General features: G+C 35.2%; 17 protein-coding genes. 10 read left to right on the forward strand and 7 right to left on the reverse strand.

The features are described 5' to 3' along the window. Nucleotides 1–74: 74 nt before the first annotated feature. Together lpxD and KKG99_04545 are read right to left on the reverse strand one after the other, a co-directional pair. On the reverse strand, nucleotides 75–1,103 hold the full coding sequence (lpxD, locus tag KKG99_04540; GenBank protein MBU1012250.1) for a UDP-3-O-(3-hydroxymyristoyl)glucosamine N-acyltransferase: 1,029 nt from the start codon (nucleotides 1,101–1,103) through the stop codon (nucleotides 75–77). Nucleotides 1,104–1,138: 35 nt separating this feature from the next. After that, a complete protein-coding gene (locus tag KKG99_04545) occupies nucleotides 1,139–2,398 on the reverse strand; it encodes an HD domain-containing protein (protein ID MBU1012251.1) in 1,260 nt (419 codons plus the stop codon). Between the two features lie 122 nt (nucleotides 2,399–2,520). Between KKG99_04545 and KKG99_04550 the strand changes: the two genes are divergently transcribed. From KKG99_04550 to KKG99_04575, 6 genes are all read left to right on the forward strand, one after another. Beyond that, on the forward strand, nucleotides 2,521–4,074 hold the full coding sequence (locus KKG99_04550) for a PglZ domain-containing protein (GenBank protein MBU1012252.1): 1,554 nt from the start codon (nucleotides 2,521–2,523) through the stop codon (nucleotides 4,072–4,074). Between the two features lies 1 nt (nucleotide 4,075). After that, entirely contained in the window at nucleotides 4,076–4,501 is a 426-nt protein-coding gene (gene tsaE / locus KKG99_04555; protein MBU1012253.1) for a tRNA (adenosine(37)-N6)-threonylcarbamoyltransferase complex ATPase subunit type 1 TsaE, read from the forward strand. Between the two features lies 1 nt (nucleotide 4,502). Further along, nucleotides 4,503–5,726, forward strand: a complete 1,224-nt coding sequence (locus KKG99_04560; GenBank protein MBU1012254.1) for an alanine dehydrogenase — start codon at nucleotides 4,503–4,505, stop codon at nucleotides 5,724–5,726. A 65-nt stretch (nucleotides 5,727–5,791) separates the two neighbouring features. Then, nucleotides 5,792–6,865, forward strand: coding sequence for a 3-dehydroquinate synthase (gene aroB / locus KKG99_04565; protein ID MBU1012255.1), 1,074 nt, complete (start codon nucleotides 5,792–5,794; stop codon nucleotides 6,863–6,865). Then, nucleotides 6,865–8,124, forward strand: coding sequence for a 3-phosphoshikimate 1-carboxyvinyltransferase (locus KKG99_04570; protein ID MBU1012256.1), 1,260 nt, complete (start codon nucleotides 6,865–6,867; stop codon nucleotides 8,122–8,124). The genes aroB and KKG99_04570 overlap by 1 nt, the downstream gene beginning before the upstream one ends. Before the next feature lie 45 nt (nucleotides 8,125–8,169). Continuing rightward, a complete protein-coding gene (locus KKG99_04575; GenBank protein ID MBU1012257.1) occupies nucleotides 8,170–8,889 on the forward strand; it encodes a (Fe-S)-binding protein in 720 nt (239 codons plus the stop codon). Between the two features lie 44 nt (nucleotides 8,890–8,933). Here KKG99_04575 and KKG99_04580 read toward each other — a convergent pair whose 3' ends face one another. Together KKG99_04580 and KKG99_04585 are read right to left on the reverse strand one after the other, a co-directional pair. After that, the gene (locus KKG99_04580) at nucleotides 8,934–10,286 is read right to left on the reverse strand and encodes an AhpC/TSA family protein (protein MBU1012258.1); all 1,353 of its coding nucleotides are present in this window, start codon (nucleotides 10,284–10,286) and stop codon (nucleotides 8,934–8,936) included. A 121-nt stretch (nucleotides 10,287–10,407) separates the two neighbouring features. Beyond that, entirely contained in the window at nucleotides 10,408–11,532 is a 1,125-nt protein-coding gene (locus tag KKG99_04585; protein MBU1012259.1) for a hypothetical protein, read from the reverse strand. A 190-nt stretch (nucleotides 11,533–11,722) separates the two neighbouring features. On the opposite strand from KKG99_04585, the gene KKG99_04590 reads away from it, so the two are divergent. The 4 genes from KKG99_04590 to KKG99_04605 all read left to right on the forward strand — a co-directional run bounded on the left by KKG99_04590 (nucleotide 11,723) and on the right by KKG99_04605 (nucleotide 17,188). Next, complete coding sequence (locus KKG99_04590; GenBank protein MBU1012260.1) at nucleotides 11,723–13,852, forward strand: RNA-binding transcriptional accessory protein; 2,130 nt, start codon at nucleotides 11,723–11,725, stop codon at nucleotides 13,850–13,852. A 178-nt stretch (nucleotides 13,853–14,030) separates the two neighbouring features. Beyond that, complete coding sequence (locus KKG99_04595) at nucleotides 14,031–14,396, forward strand: hypothetical protein (GenBank protein MBU1012261.1); 366 nt, start codon at nucleotides 14,031–14,033, stop codon at nucleotides 14,394–14,396. A 71-nt stretch (nucleotides 14,397–14,467) separates the two neighbouring features. Next, nucleotides 14,468–16,753 carry a TonB-dependent receptor gene (locus KKG99_04600; protein ID MBU1012262.1) on the forward strand — a complete coding sequence of 762 codons (2,286 nt, stop codon included), beginning with the start codon at nucleotides 14,468–14,470 and terminating at the stop codon, nucleotides 16,751–16,753. 219 nt (nucleotides 16,754–16,972) lie between these two features. After that, nucleotides 16,973–17,188 carry a S1 RNA-binding domain-containing protein gene (locus KKG99_04605; protein MBU1012263.1) on the forward strand — a complete coding sequence of 72 codons (216 nt, stop codon included), beginning with the start codon at nucleotides 16,973–16,975 and terminating at the stop codon, nucleotides 17,186–17,188. Here the strand turns inward: KKG99_04605 and KKG99_04610 are convergent. Genes KKG99_04610 through KKG99_04620 form a run of 3 tightly spaced genes read right to left on the reverse strand, consistent with a single transcriptional unit; the run spans nucleotide 17,185 to nucleotide 19,311 of the window. After that, on the reverse strand, nucleotides 17,185–18,129 hold the full coding sequence (locus tag KKG99_04610; GenBank protein ID MBU1012264.1) for a radical SAM protein: 945 nt from the start codon (nucleotides 18,127–18,129) through the stop codon (nucleotides 17,185–17,187). The genes KKG99_04605 and KKG99_04610 overlap by 4 nt on opposite strands. 11 nt (nucleotides 18,130–18,140) lie before the next feature. Further along, nucleotides 18,141–18,590 carry a CGGC domain-containing protein gene (locus tag KKG99_04615; GenBank protein MBU1012265.1) on the reverse strand — a complete coding sequence of 150 codons (450 nt, stop codon included), beginning with the start codon at nucleotides 18,588–18,590 and terminating at the stop codon, nucleotides 18,141–18,143. Then, entirely contained in the window at nucleotides 18,574–19,311 is a 738-nt protein-coding gene (locus KKG99_04620) for a DUF4405 domain-containing protein (protein MBU1012266.1), read from the reverse strand. Before KKG99_04620 ends, KKG99_04615 begins: the two co-directional genes overlap by 17 nt. Nucleotides 19,312–19,413: the final 102 nt, after the last annotated feature.

The raw sequence follows: 19,413 nt of genomic DNA on the forward strand, positions 1-19,413 counted from the left end.
TGTAAATAGAATTCCACCGCAAAAGTAACAAATTTTATAAATTCGCAATAGAAGAAGCAATAATTAGCGATAATTTAGGATACGTTATTTTTCTTTTCTAAATTATTTATTCTTTCCACAATTTGAGATAGTTTTCTGAAATGAATGTAAGATTTTCTATAAGTGCTGATATCAAAGGATGGTGAGCCTTGGACTATGGAATTTTCTTGTTTGATATCTCCGGCAACACCTGATTGGGCGGCTATTTTTACACCATCAGCAATAAATAAATGTCCAATGATACCAACTTGTCCTCCAATCATGCAGTTTTTTCCAATTTTTGTCGAACCGGAAACGCCGGATTGTGCTGCAATAACTGTATTTTCACCAATTTCTACATTGTGCCCGATCTGAATAAGATTATCAAGTTTTACTCCTTTACGGATAATCGTACTTCCCAAAGTGGCACGGTCGATGGTTGTATTGGACCCAATTTCAACATTGTTTTCAATAATTACATTTCCAATCTGGGCTATTTTATTATAATTGTTATCCGATGAGGGCGCAAAACCAAACCCATCCGCACCAATTACTACTCCTCCATGTATTGTGCAATCAGCACCTATGATATTGTCGGAATAGATTTTAACACCTGGGAAAATGGTCGTATTATCCCCAATTGATACATTATCGCCAATATAAGAATGAGGGTATATTTTAACATTATCACCTATTTCAACATTATCGCCTAAGCATACGAAATCACCAATATAACAATTGTCACCATAAATAACGGATTTTGATATGGACGCCAAAGTTGAAATTCCCGTTTTATTCAATTTAATCTTATTATAGGCTTCCAGTAATTTGGCAAATGCCATATATGCATCTTCTACCCTAATCAGAGTTGTTTTAATTTCTTTTTCGGCCCTGAAATCGTTATTAACAATAACGATTGATGCTTTGGTTTGATAAATGAAATGTGTGTATTTTGGATTTGCCAGAAAACTAATGGCCCCAACTTCACCTTCTTCTATTTTAGCTAGCTTTTCAACAACCACATCAGGGTTTCCTTCAACTTTGCCGTTCAGTATTTCAGCTATTTGCTTTGCGGTAAATTCCATCTGATTTTATATAAAATATTTACAAAAGTAAGGTTTCAGTCTTTATTCGGCATCAAATTTTTTGGATAACACAGAAAATATTTGGTTATCGGTTGCGAAAGCATTGATTTATTTAATAAATCTGAGGCAGTCACAATATCCTTTATGTCTCCGTTTTTGAATAATATATTGATCTGCCCGGCTTTCAAATTATAGGCTGAGTTACTTGTACTATCTGTTATTACAAAGTATTCGCATTCTTCATCATTTAGTTGAAATTGATGTTTAACAAGCTCTTTTATTTTTTGAATTTTCTCATACTTGAATTCCTTATCTTGAATTTCGATGCCAAATAAGTTTCGGTTCACAATACAATGACTTAGGTACGAAAGAATCGGATCTTTGTGTTTTGTCCATTCTTTAATTGATGCCATGATATCAAAATCATCAAGTTGAGAATAGGCTGATATTGCTGTTGAATCCTCACTGAATCGATTCTTGTCAAAATTATTTTTCAGAAAAGTACTTAAGGATGAAGTAGCAAAAAGAACTTCCCCTTCTTCTGTTAAAAATTTTGCACGTTTCAAAATACGCATCAAAATATGTTCGGCAGCCAGCACAGTTTTATGCAAATAAACCTGCCAATACATCAATCGACGTGCGATGATAAATTTTTCGACAGAATAAATACCTTTAGCCTCAATTACCAATTCATCATCAACGAGTTGAAGCATTTTTATGATGCGGTCGGCATTGATGTTGCCTTCGGCTACTCCGGTAAAAAAGCTATCTCGCTTAAGGTAATCCAAACGATCCATATCAAGTTGGCTCGATACAAGCTGATGCAGGTATTTTTTTGGATAAGTATTTTTAAAAATACGAATCCCAAGCTCAAGCTGACCTTTGAATTCCTTGTTCAAAAGATTCATATAAATTTCTGAAATTTCTTCGTGATGCAATTTCTCGACAAGCGAATGCTCAAGAGTATGAGAATAAGGGCCATGCCCAATATCATGCAATAATATGGCAATTTTAACACCAATTTCCTCTTCTGCGCTGATTTGATGACCCTTCTCCTTTAAAACAGCAATTGCCTGACAGGTCAAATGCATCGCCCCGATCGAATGATGAAAGCGGGTATGCAATGCGCCCGGATAAATTAAATGAGTGAGACCTAATTGGCGTATTCTTCTCAGTCGCTGAAAATAAGGATGTTCGATCAGGTCAAAAATCAAATCATGAGGGATGCTGATAAATCCATAAACCGGATCGTTGAATATTTTTCTCTTGTTCGGGCTGTGTAAATTCACTTTTATCTTTAAATTTGGGTTACATTTGTGATTCAGTGCATTGGTTGTATTCCTTATTCAATATTACAATTTATTTTGCAACCATCAAATTTATTCGGGTTCTGAATTAATTGAAACGCCGTTGGTTTATGAATAAAGTAAAGATACTTTGGGTTGATGATGAGATTGATTTGTTGAGATCACAGATCCTGTTTTTAGAACAGAAGGGATATGTGGTGTCTGTTTCGAACAATGGAGATGAGGCTTTGGACATGATCAACGAAGAAGTATTCGACATCATTTTTTTAGATGAAAATATGCCCGGATTATCGGGTCTTGAAACCCTGAGTGCGATAAAAGGTATTTACCCGGGCCTTCCAGTGGTCATGATTACAAAAAGTGAAGAAGAGTCAATCATGGATGATGCCATCGGATCTCAAATTTCTGATTATCTTATCAAGCCCGTAAACCCAAATCAAATCTTACTGTCACTTAAAAAAAATCTGGATCATCGAAAATTAATAAGCGAGAAATCAACTCATTCATATCAAAAAGAGTTCCGTGATATTGGGGTGGAAATTAATAATAATCTTGATTTTGATCAGTGGGTTGATGTTTATAAAAAATTGACCCGTTGGGAATTGGAACTTGAAAAATCAAAGGATGACGGGATCATGGAAGTGTTAAAAATGCAAAAAGATGAAGCCAATCAGGGATTTACGCGCTTTATTGAGCAGAATTATCTAGATTGGATTCAGGCAAAATCGCCTGGTCGACCAGTACTATCGCACACCTTGTTTAAGGAAAAACTTTTACCATTGTTAGATGAAGAAGATCCTGTATTTTTATTACTTATCGATAATTTAAGGTACGATCAATGGAAGGCCATTCAACCCTTGATTGAAGAGTTTTTCAGGGTGGAAAAGGACGAAATTTATTACAGTATTTTGCCTTCGACAACGCAATATGCCAGAAATGCAATTTTTGCCGGACTGATGCCGATTGATATTGAGAAGAAGTACCCAAAATATTGGACCAGAGAAGAGGATGAAGGAACTAAAAATCAATTTGAAGGAGAATTATTAGGTGAGCAACTAAAGAGGTACCGGAAAAATGTGAGATATTCCTATCATAAAATATTAAACCTGACTGCCGGAAGAAAATTAGTTGATAATTTGCCAAATTTGATGAATAATAAATTGAACACCATCGTTTATAATTTCGTTGATATGCTTTCGCATGCCCGAACTGATATGGAAATTATCAGAGAGTTGGCCGATGATGAACCTGCCTACAGATCATTGATGGTAACGTGGTTTAAATATTCTACACTATTCGATGTGATCAAATATCTATCAACTCAAAAAGTTAAACTAGTGATAACCACTGATCATGGTTCAGTAAAGGTTAATAATGCGGTTAAAATAGTTGGAGATAGGGAAACTAATAAAAATTTAAGGTATAAAAATGGCAGAAATCTTAATTTTGAATCAAAGGATGTTTTTGAAATGAAAGATCCGGAGAAAGGATTTTTACCCAGATCAAATATGAGTTCAAGTTTTGCCTTTTGCAAGAAAAATGATTTTTTTGCTTATCCGAATAAGTATAATTATTATGCAAATTTTTATAAAAATACGTTTCAGCATGGTGGGATTTCAATTGAAGAGTTGCTCATCCCGTTTATAACTTTAATTGTAAAGTAAGATGGAGCAATTGTTTATATGTCGTACACTCGATGATCTTCAGGGTATTGCCGAAAAAATGCTGGAGTTATTTCCTAAGGATCGAATTTTTGCATTCGAAGGAAGCATGGGTGCCGGTAAAACAACTTTCATCAAAGTTTTATGCAAGAATCTGGAAGTTTTGAATGAAGTTGTAAGCCCGACTTTTGCCATCATTAACGAATATCATTCCAATAAAGTCGGGCCCATCTATCATTTCGATTTTTATCGGATTAACAATATTGAAGAGGTAATGGATATCGGCTACGAAGACTACTTGTATAGCGGTAACTATTGCCTGATGGAATGGCCGGAAAAGATAGAAAAACTTTTACCGGAGAATATCGTATATGTTACCATTCAAAATCTGGACGATAGATCCAGAAGTATTCACGTTAAGAAAAAGTAAAATGAGTGCTGAGCAAAGTGGGTTCTATAAATTTTCTCATTCCGAAAATCTGATGCCTCAAGAAGAAAAACTTGAAATTCAAAGTGAAAGTGCAAGTTTGATAATTGGGTTGCCTAAGGAAATATCCAAAACAGAAAGTAGAATTTGTTTGGCCCCGGAAGCGGTGAAGATGTTAGTTGAAAATGGTCATCGCGTTATTGTGGAAAAAGATGCTGCAGTATCTGCACGTTTTAGTAATCATAATTACGCTGAGGCAGGAGCAGACATTGTTGAGCGTGCCAGAGAAGTATACGCAGCAGATATAATCCTTAAAGTTGCTCCTTTAACCATAAAAGAAACAGACATTGTAAAAGACAGACAAGTTATCTTTTCAGCACTTCATCTTAGCAATCAAAGCCAACCTTATTTCAAATCCTTGATCAGTAAAAAGGTAACGGCTATTGCTTTTGAAAACATTAAAGATAAATCGGGAGCATATCCTGTAACCCGCTCTATGAGCGAAATAGTTGGCAATGCCTCCATTTTATTAGCGGCTGATTATTTAAGCAACCCTGAATATGGAAAGGGCGAAATGCTTGGAGGTTTTCCTGGAATTCGTCCGACTGAAATTGTTATAATTGGTGCCGGAACTGTTGCCGAAAATGCAGTGAGAACTGCTTTAGGAATGGGTGCATTTGTGAAAGTTTTTGATCGGTCAATTTATAAACTTGAACGTATTCAACGAAATTTAAATCAACGATTGTTTACTTCAGTATTACAACCAAAATTATTAGAATCTGCTTTGCAAACAGCCGACGTTGTTATTGCTGCCATGCATTCTGCAAATGGCAGGGCTCCATTTGTGATTAGCGAAGAAATGGTACAAAGAATGAAATCAGGATCAATCATTATCGATGTGAGCATCGATCAAGGTGGTTGTGTTGAAACATCGGAAATAACAAATCATCTGAATCCTGTTTTTAAAAAACATGGAGTTACGCATTATTGTGTGCCAAATATCGCTTCGATCGTACCTCACACTGCTTCTTTTGCTTTCAGTAATTTCTTTACACCGATTTTGTTGAAAATTGGCGAGGCGGGAGGTTTGGAAAAATATCTCATGCAAGATTATGGCTTTTGTAAAGGAATATATTTGCTCAATGGAATCGTGACCAATAAACAGGTGGGCAAGAACTTTAACCTGCCTTATCAGGATCTCGATTTACTTATGGCAGCATTTGGTTAAAAATTCAGTTGCACCTTAATCCCTAGTTTTTTTATTCATACTTTTGTAATATAAAATCAGCAAAAGTGAGCCAATTAAAAATGCATCCGATCCATATTGATGATATGGATTTTCAAAATTTTAAGGAAATTCTTCGTTCTTTTCAAAATCAGAAAATTTTCGTACTTATCGATGAAAATACGAGGGAGTTTTGTTTACCCTTAATACAACCTATATTAAATAATTTTAAAATTATTTTGATAGAAATTAAAAGTGGTGAAGCCAATAAAACTATTAAAACCTGCGAATTTATTTGGGAGAAGCTATTAATTTATCAGGCTAATCGTAATTCTTTGCTTATTAATTTAGGTGGAGGAGTATTAACTGATATTGGCGGATTTGTAGCTGCAACCTATAAGCGCGGAATTAATTTTCTAAATATTCCTACCACTGTATTGGGTGCCTCAGATGCCGCAATTGGCGGAAAAACCGGAGTTGATTTTAAAATGTTCAAAAATCAAATTGGAATTTTCACAACACCTACAGCTGTAATTATTAATGCTGATTTTTTTAAAACATTACCCATTCGTCATGTCTATTCAGGATTAGCAGAAATTATTAAAAGTGCATTGATCGCAAATAAAGACTTATGGCAGGTTTTATTGGATAAGAATGTATTACAAATTATGAATTGGGATCACTTCCTCAATGAATCAGTTAAAGTCAAAACTGATATTGTTTTAAGGGATCCTTTCGAACAAGGTGATAGAAAGTTGTTGAATTTTGGACATACCATTGGCCATGCCATCGAAACATTTTCATTAAAATACGATGAGGATCCTCTTTTGCATGGAGAGGCAATTGCACTTGGAATGATATGTGAATCCTATATTTCACTTAAAAAACTTTCACTCAGTCAGGCCGAATTTGATCAAATCCTCGAATATCTATTCAACCATTATCATGCATACGATATAGATCCTAAAAGTATCGATGATATTATTTCACTGATGATTCAGGATAAAAAAAATACTGACAACCAAATAAATTTTACTTTAATTCGAAAAATTGGGGAAGGCGTAACTGATCAGTTTATTGATACGAAGGAAATCAGAAAAGCCTTGGAGTTCTATATCGACTACATCAATACTACTTACTAATGAATCAGATTGTTTTAAGCAAAGCCAAAAAATCACTGATTGGGTGTATTGAATTACCTGCCTCAAAAAGTGAAAGTAACCGTGCTTTAATGATTAAAGCATTGTGTCAGGAAGGGATTTTGATCCGGAATTTATCGGATGCCGAGGATACACAAATATTAAATAAATGTTTGAGGTATATTGAAACTTGCGGGTTTTCAGGCATCCCTATGGTTGTTGATGCCAAAAATGCCGGCACGGTCTATCGTTTTCTAACTGCTTACCTCGCGATACGCTCAGGAAAATGGTTTCTTACCGGAAGCGAAAGAATGCAGGAACGACCGATTGAAAAATTGGTTCTGGCTTTAAATCAAATTGATGCTGATATTTCTTATACTCACAACAAAGGTTATCCACCTTTATTAATTAACGGAAAAAAATTAACGGGCGGTCAATTAAATCTTGATTCAGGTATTAGTAGCCAATATATCACTGCTTTGTTATTGATAGCCCCCTTATTGAATAATGGATTAGAAATAAGATTAGTAGGGAATTTGATATCACGGCCTTATGTTCAAATGACCATTAAAATTATGGAGCATTTCGGAGTTAGGGTTGATTATTCCGATCGACTTATAAAAATTGAGCATCAAACCTATGTTAAAAATGTATTTACTGTTGGCCCCGATTGGTCCGCAGCATCATATTGGTACGAAATGGCGGCTTTATGTGATAAGGTTGACATACTTATACCTGATTTAAAAAAAGAAAGTATGCAAGGTGATCGTGTATTACCGGAAATTTTTGATCTGCTGGGTGTAAGTTCGGAATTTACGTTAGAAGGTTTGAAACTGAAAAAACAAAATAGAAAAGTTAGTTACTTCGAATACGACTTTATTGATTGCCCTGATTTGGCGCAGGCCGTTATAGTAACTTGCGTGGGATTGGGTATCGAAGGTTCTTTAAAGGGTTTACAAAGCCTGAGAATTAAAGAAACGGATCGAATTGCGAGTCTTAACAATGAAATAAGTGTTTTTGGTTTCTCAATCGTTGAGGAAAATCCGACATTATGGAGCCTCGTTAAACGTTCGGAAAATGTTAGTTTTCAGGTAAACCATGTTTTTAACACCTATGATGATCACCGCATGGCGATGTCGTTGGCGCCGCTTTGCCTACTCACTAATAAAATGATTATGGAAGATCCTGATGTGGTTAAAAAATCCTATCCCGGATTCTGGAACGATTTAGAATCAGTGGGCTTTAAAATTGATCGTTTCTAGATCATTATTTTATATATTTTTGTAAAAATTAGCGCTGTAAAGATTATGATAGTTGATATTTTTATTCCATGTATTGTTGATCAATTTTATCCTCAAACAGGTTTTAACATGATCAAGATTCTTGAAAAATTAGATATTGCAGTGCATTATAATCAAGAGCAAACCTGTTGTGGGCAGACCGCATTTAATGCCGGATTTTGGGACGAAGCCAAAGAAATCGGGGATAAATTTATTCTTGATTTTCCAAATAACAGGCCTATTGTAAGCCCAACTGCTTCTTGTGTTAGCATGGTACGCAACAATTATGGCGAACTGTTTTATAACAGTGCTTTGCATAATGAATATCGACAGATTCAAAAAAATGTGTATGAGTTTACCGAATTTTTGGTAAAAGTTTTAAACGTAACCGATGTGGGCGCAGAGTTTAATGCAAAAGTTACCTATCACGAATCCTGTTCATCCTTAAGAGGGCTTGGTGCAAATAATGAAGCCCGTCAGTTATTGCAAAATGTAAAAGGGTTGGAGCTGATCGAAATGAAAGATCGTGAAGTTTGTTGTGGTGCAGGGGGCATGTTAGCATTAAAAAATGAAGCCATCTCTTCTGCCATGGCGGAGCAAAAAGTGTTAAATGCCATTGATGCCGGAGCTGAGTATATTGTTTCTACCGATTTGTCATGTTTGATGAATCAGGAGAGTTATGCCAAAAAGAATAATTTGCCCATTAAAATGATTCACATCATTGATGTTTTGGCTTCCGGCTGGTAAAATCCGAATTGTTCAAATATTAGTGAAATAATTTCCTACTTATTTCATTTCATCAGCTGTTGAAGTTCGAAAATCGATTCGGCTTTCCCTAAAATCTTTTTCTTTTCATCTAATAAAAACATAGAAGGAGTAGAATGTATTCCATAATCAATCGCTGTTTTGCCATCCCAACCTTTAAAATCAGCAATGGTTTTCCATTCAGGCTTTAATGTTTTCAGATAAGTGTTCATATCTGTTTTTGAAGTATCAATTGAAATGCTTACCATGGCTAACTTGTCTTTTTGACTATGATAAAAACGATCTAATTCAGTTAGTAAATTTTTACAATGAGGGCACCAGCTTGCCCAAAAAACAACAAGGGTGAATTTCGATTTTATTTCATTTAAATTAATGGTATTTCCTGCCAAATCAGTCTCAATTATATTCGGTGCCTGATTCCCCGGTGCTAATTTTTTAATGGTATTCAGCCTTTCTTTCAGCGAATTTGAATCTTCTGGCATATCGCAATTTTCAGGATTTGATAACCAATCAGCCATATGATTAATCACTTTATTAAAGCCATAATTCTCAAATCCGTTGATCAGGTAATCAATCACAAAATTATGAATTTCAATATTTGATTTGGAATGGGAAAGTATAATATTGACTGCTTTGATAAATTCATCCTCTAATTGATCTTTGCTTAAATTTTGGTTCTGATAAAGTGAAAGATAGGATAAAATCGTGGAGGTGATCACGTTGCTTCTAAGTAAGGATTCATTATCAAATTTTACAGATTCGAAATAATGTTCCCTTAAATACATTTGCTGCTGTTCGGGATTGAGATCGGGGAGTAGAAGTGGCTTTTGTTCCATGGCAATTAATGCGGCGGCATAAGTATCTTTATTTAGGTAAAGCAGATCACGCGTGAACTCCGACAATCCTTTCTGAATACTATTGAATTCTGATGAAATTGTTTTAAAAAAAACATCGGTTTTTGGATAATACATCAGAACCGGTTGCAGTAATTCCAGTCGATACTGATCGTAATTTTTGCGCAGGAGGTATTTATAATAAGTTTTATTCTCAACTGATTCTTTAACAACAATGGAGTTAATCGGGTCACTCACATTACTTTCAAAAATTATATTTTCATAATTGAAAAGCAGGTCCAGTTTTTTATTGTTTGCAAAAAACAATCGGTACATTCCATTGGGTTGATCCTGACTAAATAAAAATTGAAAATTCCCGTCGCGATCAGTCAGGGTCGAATCCAGAATATCAAGTTTATCTCCATAAACACTGCTCAGAAAAACCTGAGCAGAATTATAATTTTTGATGTTTCCTTGTATTTTATATTCTTTAGCTGAAAGAAAAAAGGGGATTATTATGAATACGAAAAGTGTAATTTTTTTCATGATATTTTTAAATTATTGTCATTACAAATATTGTAAAATTTAATGGAGTTCGAAAGATTTTTCATTCGATATGTTTCTTCAAGATGACATTTTTTATAAGAGGGAATCCAAAAATATTATTCTAAATGTTTTTTAAATAATCTTTTTCATGGGCTATCTTTTCAAACAATTCTGCAAGTTCGCTTTTTCTGATTTTAAGGTTTAATTGCAGTGTCTTGTTTTTTGTGTCAATCGCATCGAATTCATGCTTTGCTTCTGTTGCTAATTTATATGAACGATCTAAAATCTTGGTAAGCTCTGCCTTATTCTTTTTCCTCGTTGATTTATTAAATTCATTTACATAGGTATTGTATAATTCTATTGCACTGAGCTCAATTTCCAAGGCCTGGTTAAATTTATCCCCTTCCAAATTATCAAGATGGATTTGAAGATTGCGGGATAGGAATTCAAGCTGATTCTGAATCAAATTGTTTCCACGGCCAAGTAATTGGATTCTTTTAATAGAGTTTTGCAATCTATTTATTTCTGTTATATAGGGTAATTTTCCAATTAAATCTTTATAGTTGGATAGCTCCTCCGTAACTTTATCAAAACGACTTTGATCAAAATCTCGGTAACTGATTAAATTTTCCGATAATTGCCAGATAGGATCAAAAGGCATGTGTGTTTTAATAAATTCAGAAGGCTTAACTTTATAATATTCGGGTGAAAATTTCTTAACGTAATTCGATTTGTTAAGTTTTGAATTAGAACTCTTGACTTGAAAGTATCCCGCAGCCCATGTTGGGTCAAAAAGATACCAATTCTCTTTTATTTTGACTGCGTTCCAGGCATGTCCTGATGAGGTAATCACCTGTTCATTTTGACGGGAGTAGCCGGAAATTACATAAGAATCAAAACCTAATTTTATTGCCAACTCGCTAAAAATTTCTGCAAACGCCTGGCAAACACCACGCTTTTTTCGCAGGGCATCATTGATAAGTGCTTGATTGGATTCATATAGTAAATCCCTGTTTAAATCTTCAACAGCATAGTCAATATTTGTGGCTATCCAATAAAAGGCCCCTTTTAATTGATCCTCCGGATGTTTAAATTCAGATCTGATATAGTTGGCAACAGATTCGGTAGCTGTTGATTTAGATTTTGGTATTTTGTTAATAATAGGGGCAATATTTTCGAAAGCACTTTTTTGTGAGAAACAGGGAATTGATAAAAACAAAATTAGAATTATTATAATCGGCCTCATAATTATCTTTAAAAAGTAATAACGTCGAATTTAGTAAAATCTTTTTTGAACTTACGAATATTAACTTCTTTTATCAACGACCTCTCCTATAAAAAGTGGTTTTCCTTTTTAGACGCAATGAATTGCTTTTTATTGTAGTGCATTTATCTTGCAAAAAAACAATATTTTTGCCACTTGAATCAAAAATATGATGACTGAAAAATATACGGCCAAAATTTCAAAAGAGCTTGGAATTACAGAAAAGCAAGTTTCAGCAACTTTATCCTTACTCGCAGAGGGAGCAACCATCCCATTTATTGCGAGATATAGAAAAGAGAGAACAGGAACACTTGATGAGGTTCAAATTGCCAACATTCGTGATCGGGAACAACAATTGCTTGAATTGGATAAACGAAGGGATGCCATTCTGGTTTCAATTGAAGAACAGGGCAAACTCAGTGACGAGTTAAGGTTGCAAATTGAGCAGGCAGAAACCATGGCTGAGCTTGAAGACTTGTACTTACCTTACAAACAAAAGCGCAAAACGAGAGCGAGCATAGCCATAGAAAAGGGATTAGAGCCACTGGCACAATTGATATTGCAACAAGATTTTATCGACTTGACTTTAAAAGCGGAAGCATTTATTGATGAAGAAAAAGAAGTGAATTCACTGGAAGATGCTTTGGCCGGGGCGAGGGATATTATTGCCGAATGGGTCAATGAAGATCAGACTGCCAGAAAGAGAATCCGTGGTTTATTTCAGAAAACGGCCATCATCAGTTCGAAAGTTGCAAAAGGAAAAGAAGAAGCTGCCGCGAAATATCAAAATTATTTTGATAGTAATGAAAAAATCATGGAAGCACCTTCACATAGGGTACTTGCAATGTTTCGTGGAGAAAATGAAAAACTTTTAAAATTAAAATTAGTTGCAGATGAGGAGGTGGCTTTTGAATTATTGAAACGCATTTTTATAAAAAATAATAGCGAATCAGCCTTACAAGTGAATTTGGCAATGCAAGATAGTTATAAGCGTTTGCTGGCACCCTCGATGGAAACTGAAATTAGGAATCAGGTTAAAGAACAGGCTGATATAGGTGCCATTAAAGTTTTTGCTGAGAACTTAAGACAATTATTGCTTGCCCCTCCAATGGGACAAAAAAGCGTGTTGGCCATTGATCCGGGGTTTCGAACCGGCTGCAAAGTAGTTTGCCTCGATCAACTCGGAAATTTGGTCCATAATGAAACGATTTACCCACATCCTCCTCAAAATGAAAAAAATCAGGCGATGCATAAAATTGCCAGTCTGGTAAATGCTTATAAAATTGAGGCTATTGCCATTGGTAATGGAACTGCAGGGCGTGAAACCGAGGACCTGATACGAAGGGTTCACTTCGACCGTAAACTGGTTTCTGTGATGGTTAATGAAAACGGGGCATCCGTTTATTCAGCTTCGGCTGTTGCAAGAAAAGAGTTCCCCGAATATGATGTAACCGTGAGGGGTGCTGTTTCAATTGGCCGTCGACTCAAGGATCCGTTGGCTGAATTGGTGAAAATAGATCCTAAATCAATAGGAGTGGGGCAATATCAGCATGATGTCAATCAAAGCGAATTGAATAAATCGTTAACCGACGTAGTGGAGAGTTGTGTTAACTCAGTCGGGGTAGAACTGAATACAGCCAGTGAGGAATTGCTCTCACACGTTTCCGGTTTAGGGCCGGGACTGGCGAAAAGTATTATTGAATACAGAAAAGAAAATGGAGCTTTCAAATCAAGAAAAGAATTATTAAAAGTATCCCGATTCGGACAGAAAGCATTTGTTCAGGCTGCCGGTTTTTTAAGAATTCGTGATGCCGAAAACCCATTGGATAAAAGTGCCGTGCACCCTGAAAGTTATGGGATCGTTAAATTAATGTGCAAGAAATTGGGTTGTACTTTAGAAGAGTTGATGGAGAACGAAGAGATTCGAAAGAAAGTTAATTTGCAGGATTTCGTTACCGATGAAGTCGGGATTCCTACCCTTGAGGACATTATGAGTGAGTTAGGAAGACCAGGTCGCGATCCTCGTCAAAAATTTGACTTATTTGAATTTGCTTCAGGGGTACATTCAATCGAGGATTTGAATGTAGGAATGACATTGCCCGGCGTCGTTACCAACATTACGGCTTTCGGTGCATTTGTCGACATTGGGGTTCACCAGGATGGATTGGTGCACATCAGTAAACTGGCTGATCGCTTTGTAAAAGATCCCAACGAGATTGTAAAACTCAACCAAAAAGTAGAGGTTAAGGTAATGGAGGTTGACATTGCTCGAAAGAGGATCGCTTTATCCATGATTGATTGATATTAATCAAAATTCTTATCGACATTTCTTAATATAATAAAGATAAATTCCTTTGTTTTGTCTGATTCTTTTTAATATGGAATATCAGTACTGAAATTATTGTAATTTTGGATGCTGAAAATCTCTGGGTATTAATTGGACTTAATCATGATGATTCTCAATTGGTATAATGAAAGAAATGAAAATAAAGTCGATCCTATTTTTTAAATATTTCTTCTTTGTCCTATTTATAGGTTATTACGCTAGTATTACATTATTTACACACACCCATATTCAAAATGGTGTAACCATTGTTCACTCTCACCCTTTCAGCAATGGTACTGAAAAAAATCCAGTAAAACATCAGCATACAGCTAATGGGTTTTTGCTTATTCAAGTCTTATCGATTCTTATAACTCTTGTTTCATTCCTGTCTTTTTCAATGGGAGTTTTAATAGCTGTATTAAAAAAATACATTCTTCAAAAGAATGAGGAGAATTTATCCATATGCTTCTATATTTCCTCTAATGGGTTAAGAGCACCTCCTTTGAATATTTACAATTAACATTTTTTGATGCAGTTAGAAAACTAATTGCTAAGTAATCACACTGTGAAATATTAAAAAGGAAAAAATCAATGAAAAAAAATATCTGGGTTTTCATAATTCTGCTATCTTATTCAATAGCAGGGTTCACCCAAAAAAATACTGATGCAAATATAAATGGACATGTTATTGATAAAATAAGTAAAGAACATATCCCTTTTATTAATTTGGTGATAAAAGGGACCACCATTGGTACAGTCACCGATGCAACAGGACATTATTACTTTAAAAACCTTCCTGTTGGAAATTTTACGTTAATAGTATCAGGGATCGGATATAAAACAAATGAGCGTGAACTTATACTTGTACAAGGTAAAAGCCAAGAGGTTAATTTCGAAATGGAGGAAGACAAAATATTGCTGGAAAGTGTCGTGGTTTCAGCAAATCGTAACGAAATCAACCGTAAAGAAGCTTCATCCATTGTGAATGTTATAACTCCTAAAATTTTTGAAATCACAAATTCTGTTGGCCTTGCTGAAGGATTAAATTTCCAACCCGGATTAAGAGTTGAAACCAATTGTCAGAATTGCGGTTTTCAACAAGTTCGCATTAATGGCTTAGACGGACCTTATACACAAATATTAATTGATAGTCGTCCAATTTTTAGCTCTCTGGCAGGAGTTTATGGTATCGAACAAATACCAACAAATATGATAGAAAGGGTTGAAGTTGTTCGTGGTGGTTCAGCTATTTTTGGTTCAAATGCAATTGCAGGCACAATAAACATTATTACGAAAGAACCGACAAGTAATTCCATAACACTATCGAATACCACAAGGCTGATTTATGGTAAAAAAGCCGACATCAATACATCCTTAAACGCATCAGTCGTTTCGGATGACTTTCGGACCGGTGTAATGGTTTTCGGCTCAACACGACAGAGAAGCCCGTTTGATTATGATGGCGATGGCTTTACAGAAATTGGGAAAATCAATATAAAAAATGTTGGATTTAGAGGTTATTACAGGACTAGCAATTATAGTATATTGACTATTGAATATCATAATTTGGGAGAGTTTCGTAGAGGTGGTAATAATTTTGATCAGCCACCACACGAAGCCGATATCGCCGAACAAATTGAACATAATATTAATACAGGAGGCATAAAATATGACGTCTTTTCTAAAAATAATAAACACCGAATTAATATTTATTCATCTGCACAAAAAATTGACCGTAAAAGTTATTATGGAGCACAAAAGGATTTAAATGCCTATGGAAATACTAATGATAAAACATTTGTCGCAGGACTGCAATATACCTATTCAATAGATACACTACTTTTTATGCCTGCCCAACTAACCATGGGGACGGAATATAGCACCAATGAAATGGTTGATAAAATGTTGGGCTATGATCGAATTATTGATCAGGCGGTTAATACAAAAAGCGCTTTTTTACAAAATGAATGGAAAAATGAAAAAATCAGTATTCTTCTAGGCAGTAGATTTGATAAACATAATTTAATTAAGGACCCAATAATAAGTCCCCGCTTAAATTTTCGTTATAACCCAACTCAATTTATGAATCTAAGGGTAAGTTATTCAAATGGGTTCAGGGCACCACAGGCTTTTGATGAAGATTTGCATGTAACGGCAGTTGGTGGCAATGTTGCTCTCATTCGTCTAGCTTCCAATTTAAAAACTGAAAAGTCGCAAAGTTATAGTGCTTCTCTGGACTTATACAAAACTTTTGGTCAACTTCAAACCAATTTCCTGATAGAAGGATTTTATACCAATTTGGATAATGTGTTTGTATTAGAGGAAATTGGAACGGATGATGAGGGAAACATGATGCTTGAGCGCAGAAATGGTTCAGGAGCTATAGTCCAAGGAATAAACATAGAAGGCAAAGTTGTTCCATCAATAAACCTTCAACTTCAATTTGGAGTTACTTTTCAAAAAAGTGAATACAAAGAAAATCAGCAATGGAGTAATAACGACAATTTAACTCCTCAGAAAAAAATGTTTCGCTCACCCAATAATTATGGCTATTTAACTGTTACTTATCAGGCTATCAAAAAATTAAATATTTCTTTGTCGGGTACATATACGGGAAGTATGTTAGTTCAGCATTTTAAAGGATATGTAACAGAAGATATAGAAAATATAACCCCTAATTTTTATGATTTAAATTTAAAATTTTCGTATGATTTTGAACTTAATAGTAGTGCCAAGTTACAACTAAATGGAGGTGTCAAAAATATTATCAACAGCTATCAAAGCGATTTCGACAAAGGCGAATTTAGAGATTCAGGATACATTTATGGACCAGCGTTACCACGAACATTTTTCTTTGGACTAAAAATCGTGATATAGTTCAAAGAGGCATATTACTAAAAAATGGTTGGTAAAACCTTCTGTAACGTAATATTGATATGTGATTGCTGAAAGTTTTATGAAATTAGTTTTATAAAACTTTTTTAGTATGATGAAAACTTCAAAAAAAGCGTTGTTGGGCCTGTTTTGACGATGACAAGTATTGTTGCTCCTGGCCTTCTTCCTTCATCAATATCATTTTAGGATTTAAATGTTGGAATGACATTGCCCGGCGTCGTTACCAACATTACGGCTTTCGGTGCATTTGTCGAAATTGGGGTTCACCAGGATGGATTGGTCCATATTAGTAAACTGGCTGAACGATTTGTGAAAGATCCAAACGAAGTTGTAAAGCTCAACCAAAAAGTAGATGTTAAAGTAATGGAAGTTGACATTGCACGCAAGCGAATTCAATTATCAATGATTATTGACTAATCCTCTTTATTTTTAATTTGATAAAATATTCCCCGATCCTGTCGAATGGCCTCAACTTTATGATCTGCTTCTAAAACATCAAGATATTTGTTGAGTTCGTTTATGTGAATGCCCAGGATTTTATTTAAATCTGCTAAAGTACAAGGCCGCCTGAAAATGGTTTCAAGTATGGTTGATTCGATATCGTCGCGATATGATGCAATATTTTTTCTTTGAACGGATGCGGCAATGATCTCAACTTGAAGCGGTTTGAGAAAATCCACTATTTTTTGCAATTCCTGTTTGGTTGCCGATCGGATATTTGAAATTGCACCGGGTCGATCCAGGGTATTCAGTTGGATACGGTCGGGTCTGATCCTGATATAAGCATCTTTTAAAAGTTTCAAATCTTCCTGACTGTCATTATAACCTGGGATGATAAATGTTTCAAGCCAGATCTGTCCATTAAATTCATTTCTGAATTGTTCAAGGCCATCAATATATTGACTAATATCCAGTAATTGGTTTGGACGGTTAATCTTTTTGAAAGAATTTAAGGAGGCGGCATCAAGAGAAGGAAGCACTAGGTCAGCTTTCAACAGTTCCAGTCTTACCTGTTTCTGGTATAGAAAGGATCCATTCGTTAAAACTGCAAGTGGAATTTCGGATTTTTTACCTTTAATATATCTTAATACATCACCGATGCGCGAATTAAGCGTAGGTTCACCCGAGCCTGAAAAAGTGATATAATCAGGATCGGGGTTGTTTAGGAAATAGTGATCAAATTCCTTCACAACTTTATCATAAAGGATATATTCTGTACGTTCGGTTGTGAGTTTTGTTGTGGCCCCGCATTCGCAATAAACACAATCCAGCGAACAGACTTTATGTGGCACTAGGTCCACTCCAAGCGACATTCCAAGTCGCCTGGAGGGTACCGGCCCAAAAAGATATTTGTACATAATTCGTATTCTTAATTATAAGCTATTCTGGTTTCTTCATCAGCTAAAGTAGGGGCTATTAATTCCTTCCATTTTTCAGAATTCCAGGTACCGAGTTCCTGATGGGTTATGTAATATTTTTGTGGAATTGGATGTGTTCCCACAACTACTTTCACACCATATTTCTCAGTAATGAATTTTCTAAAGTGGTTAATATTATTGCAAGGAGGATATCCCACAACCATTCCGGTTGCTAAATGGATAACATCAACGCCATTTTTTACCATTTCTTCCGGAGTGTATTCAATGTTTCCACCCGGACATCCTCCACAAGAAGTATATCCAACAATTTCAACATTCTCATTTTTTTCGTAAATGCTGAAAGCACCTTCACGGTTTTTCAATGATTTGAAGCATTTGCCGCCGGCACAACTCTTATAACGGTTGCAAATAACAATTCCAATTTTAGTTGTTTTTTCCATTCGTGTTTTCTTTTTGATAGTTATAAATAATTTCCTCAACCATACTCATTCTAAATCCAATTACTCGACGCAATTGACCCAGTTTTTCTTGGTTTGATGTGGAAACCGGAATACTAAGGGCGTTTTTTAAGTGATCAACAGGTACCTGATATTTTCTTGAAACTTCAATAAGTGTCATGCTTCCGGTCACCTGAATATTTGAAGGGAGTTCCTCATGAATGTCATGTTTGTGTTGAGTTGCGATTTGAGGTTTATCCACTGTTGGTTCGTGAATGTCGCCAAGCTTAATCTCATTATTTATTTCTTTGACCATGTTAACTTCTCGATTCTGATATCTGGTTACCGGAGCTCCAAGATCGGCATTTAAAAAAAATGGGAAGATGGCCAGTATAATTGAAATGACTAATAAAGCTGATGTACAAAATATTCTTAATGCCTTTTTTTTAATTAAAGTTTCATATATTTTGATCATAATTTTCCAATGAAGGATAATATGTAGGATTAATAATCCGATCAAAACAATTCCGAGTATGAAATGAATCTGGCTCCATGCATGACGATCCAGACTAAAGAGGGTAAGTTCATAATTTTCACCCAATTTATCCCATTTTTCCTGACCGGTAAGCAATATATACTTTACCAGGAACCCGATACCCAGAATGGCCATCATGGCAACGAGCATAACGGCATCGATTACAAGATTTACTTTTGCTTTTTTCACCTGTTTATTTTTGATTTCTTTAATTGGTTCAGATAGCATGTCCATAAATAATCATAGGTATTTTGTTTCGACAATGTAATTATTGCTATTTCATTTTATACT

The sequence above is a fragment of the Bacteroidota bacterium genome, assembly GCA_018816945.1.
Classification (GTDB): Bacteria; Bacteroidota; Bacteroidia; order Bacteroidales.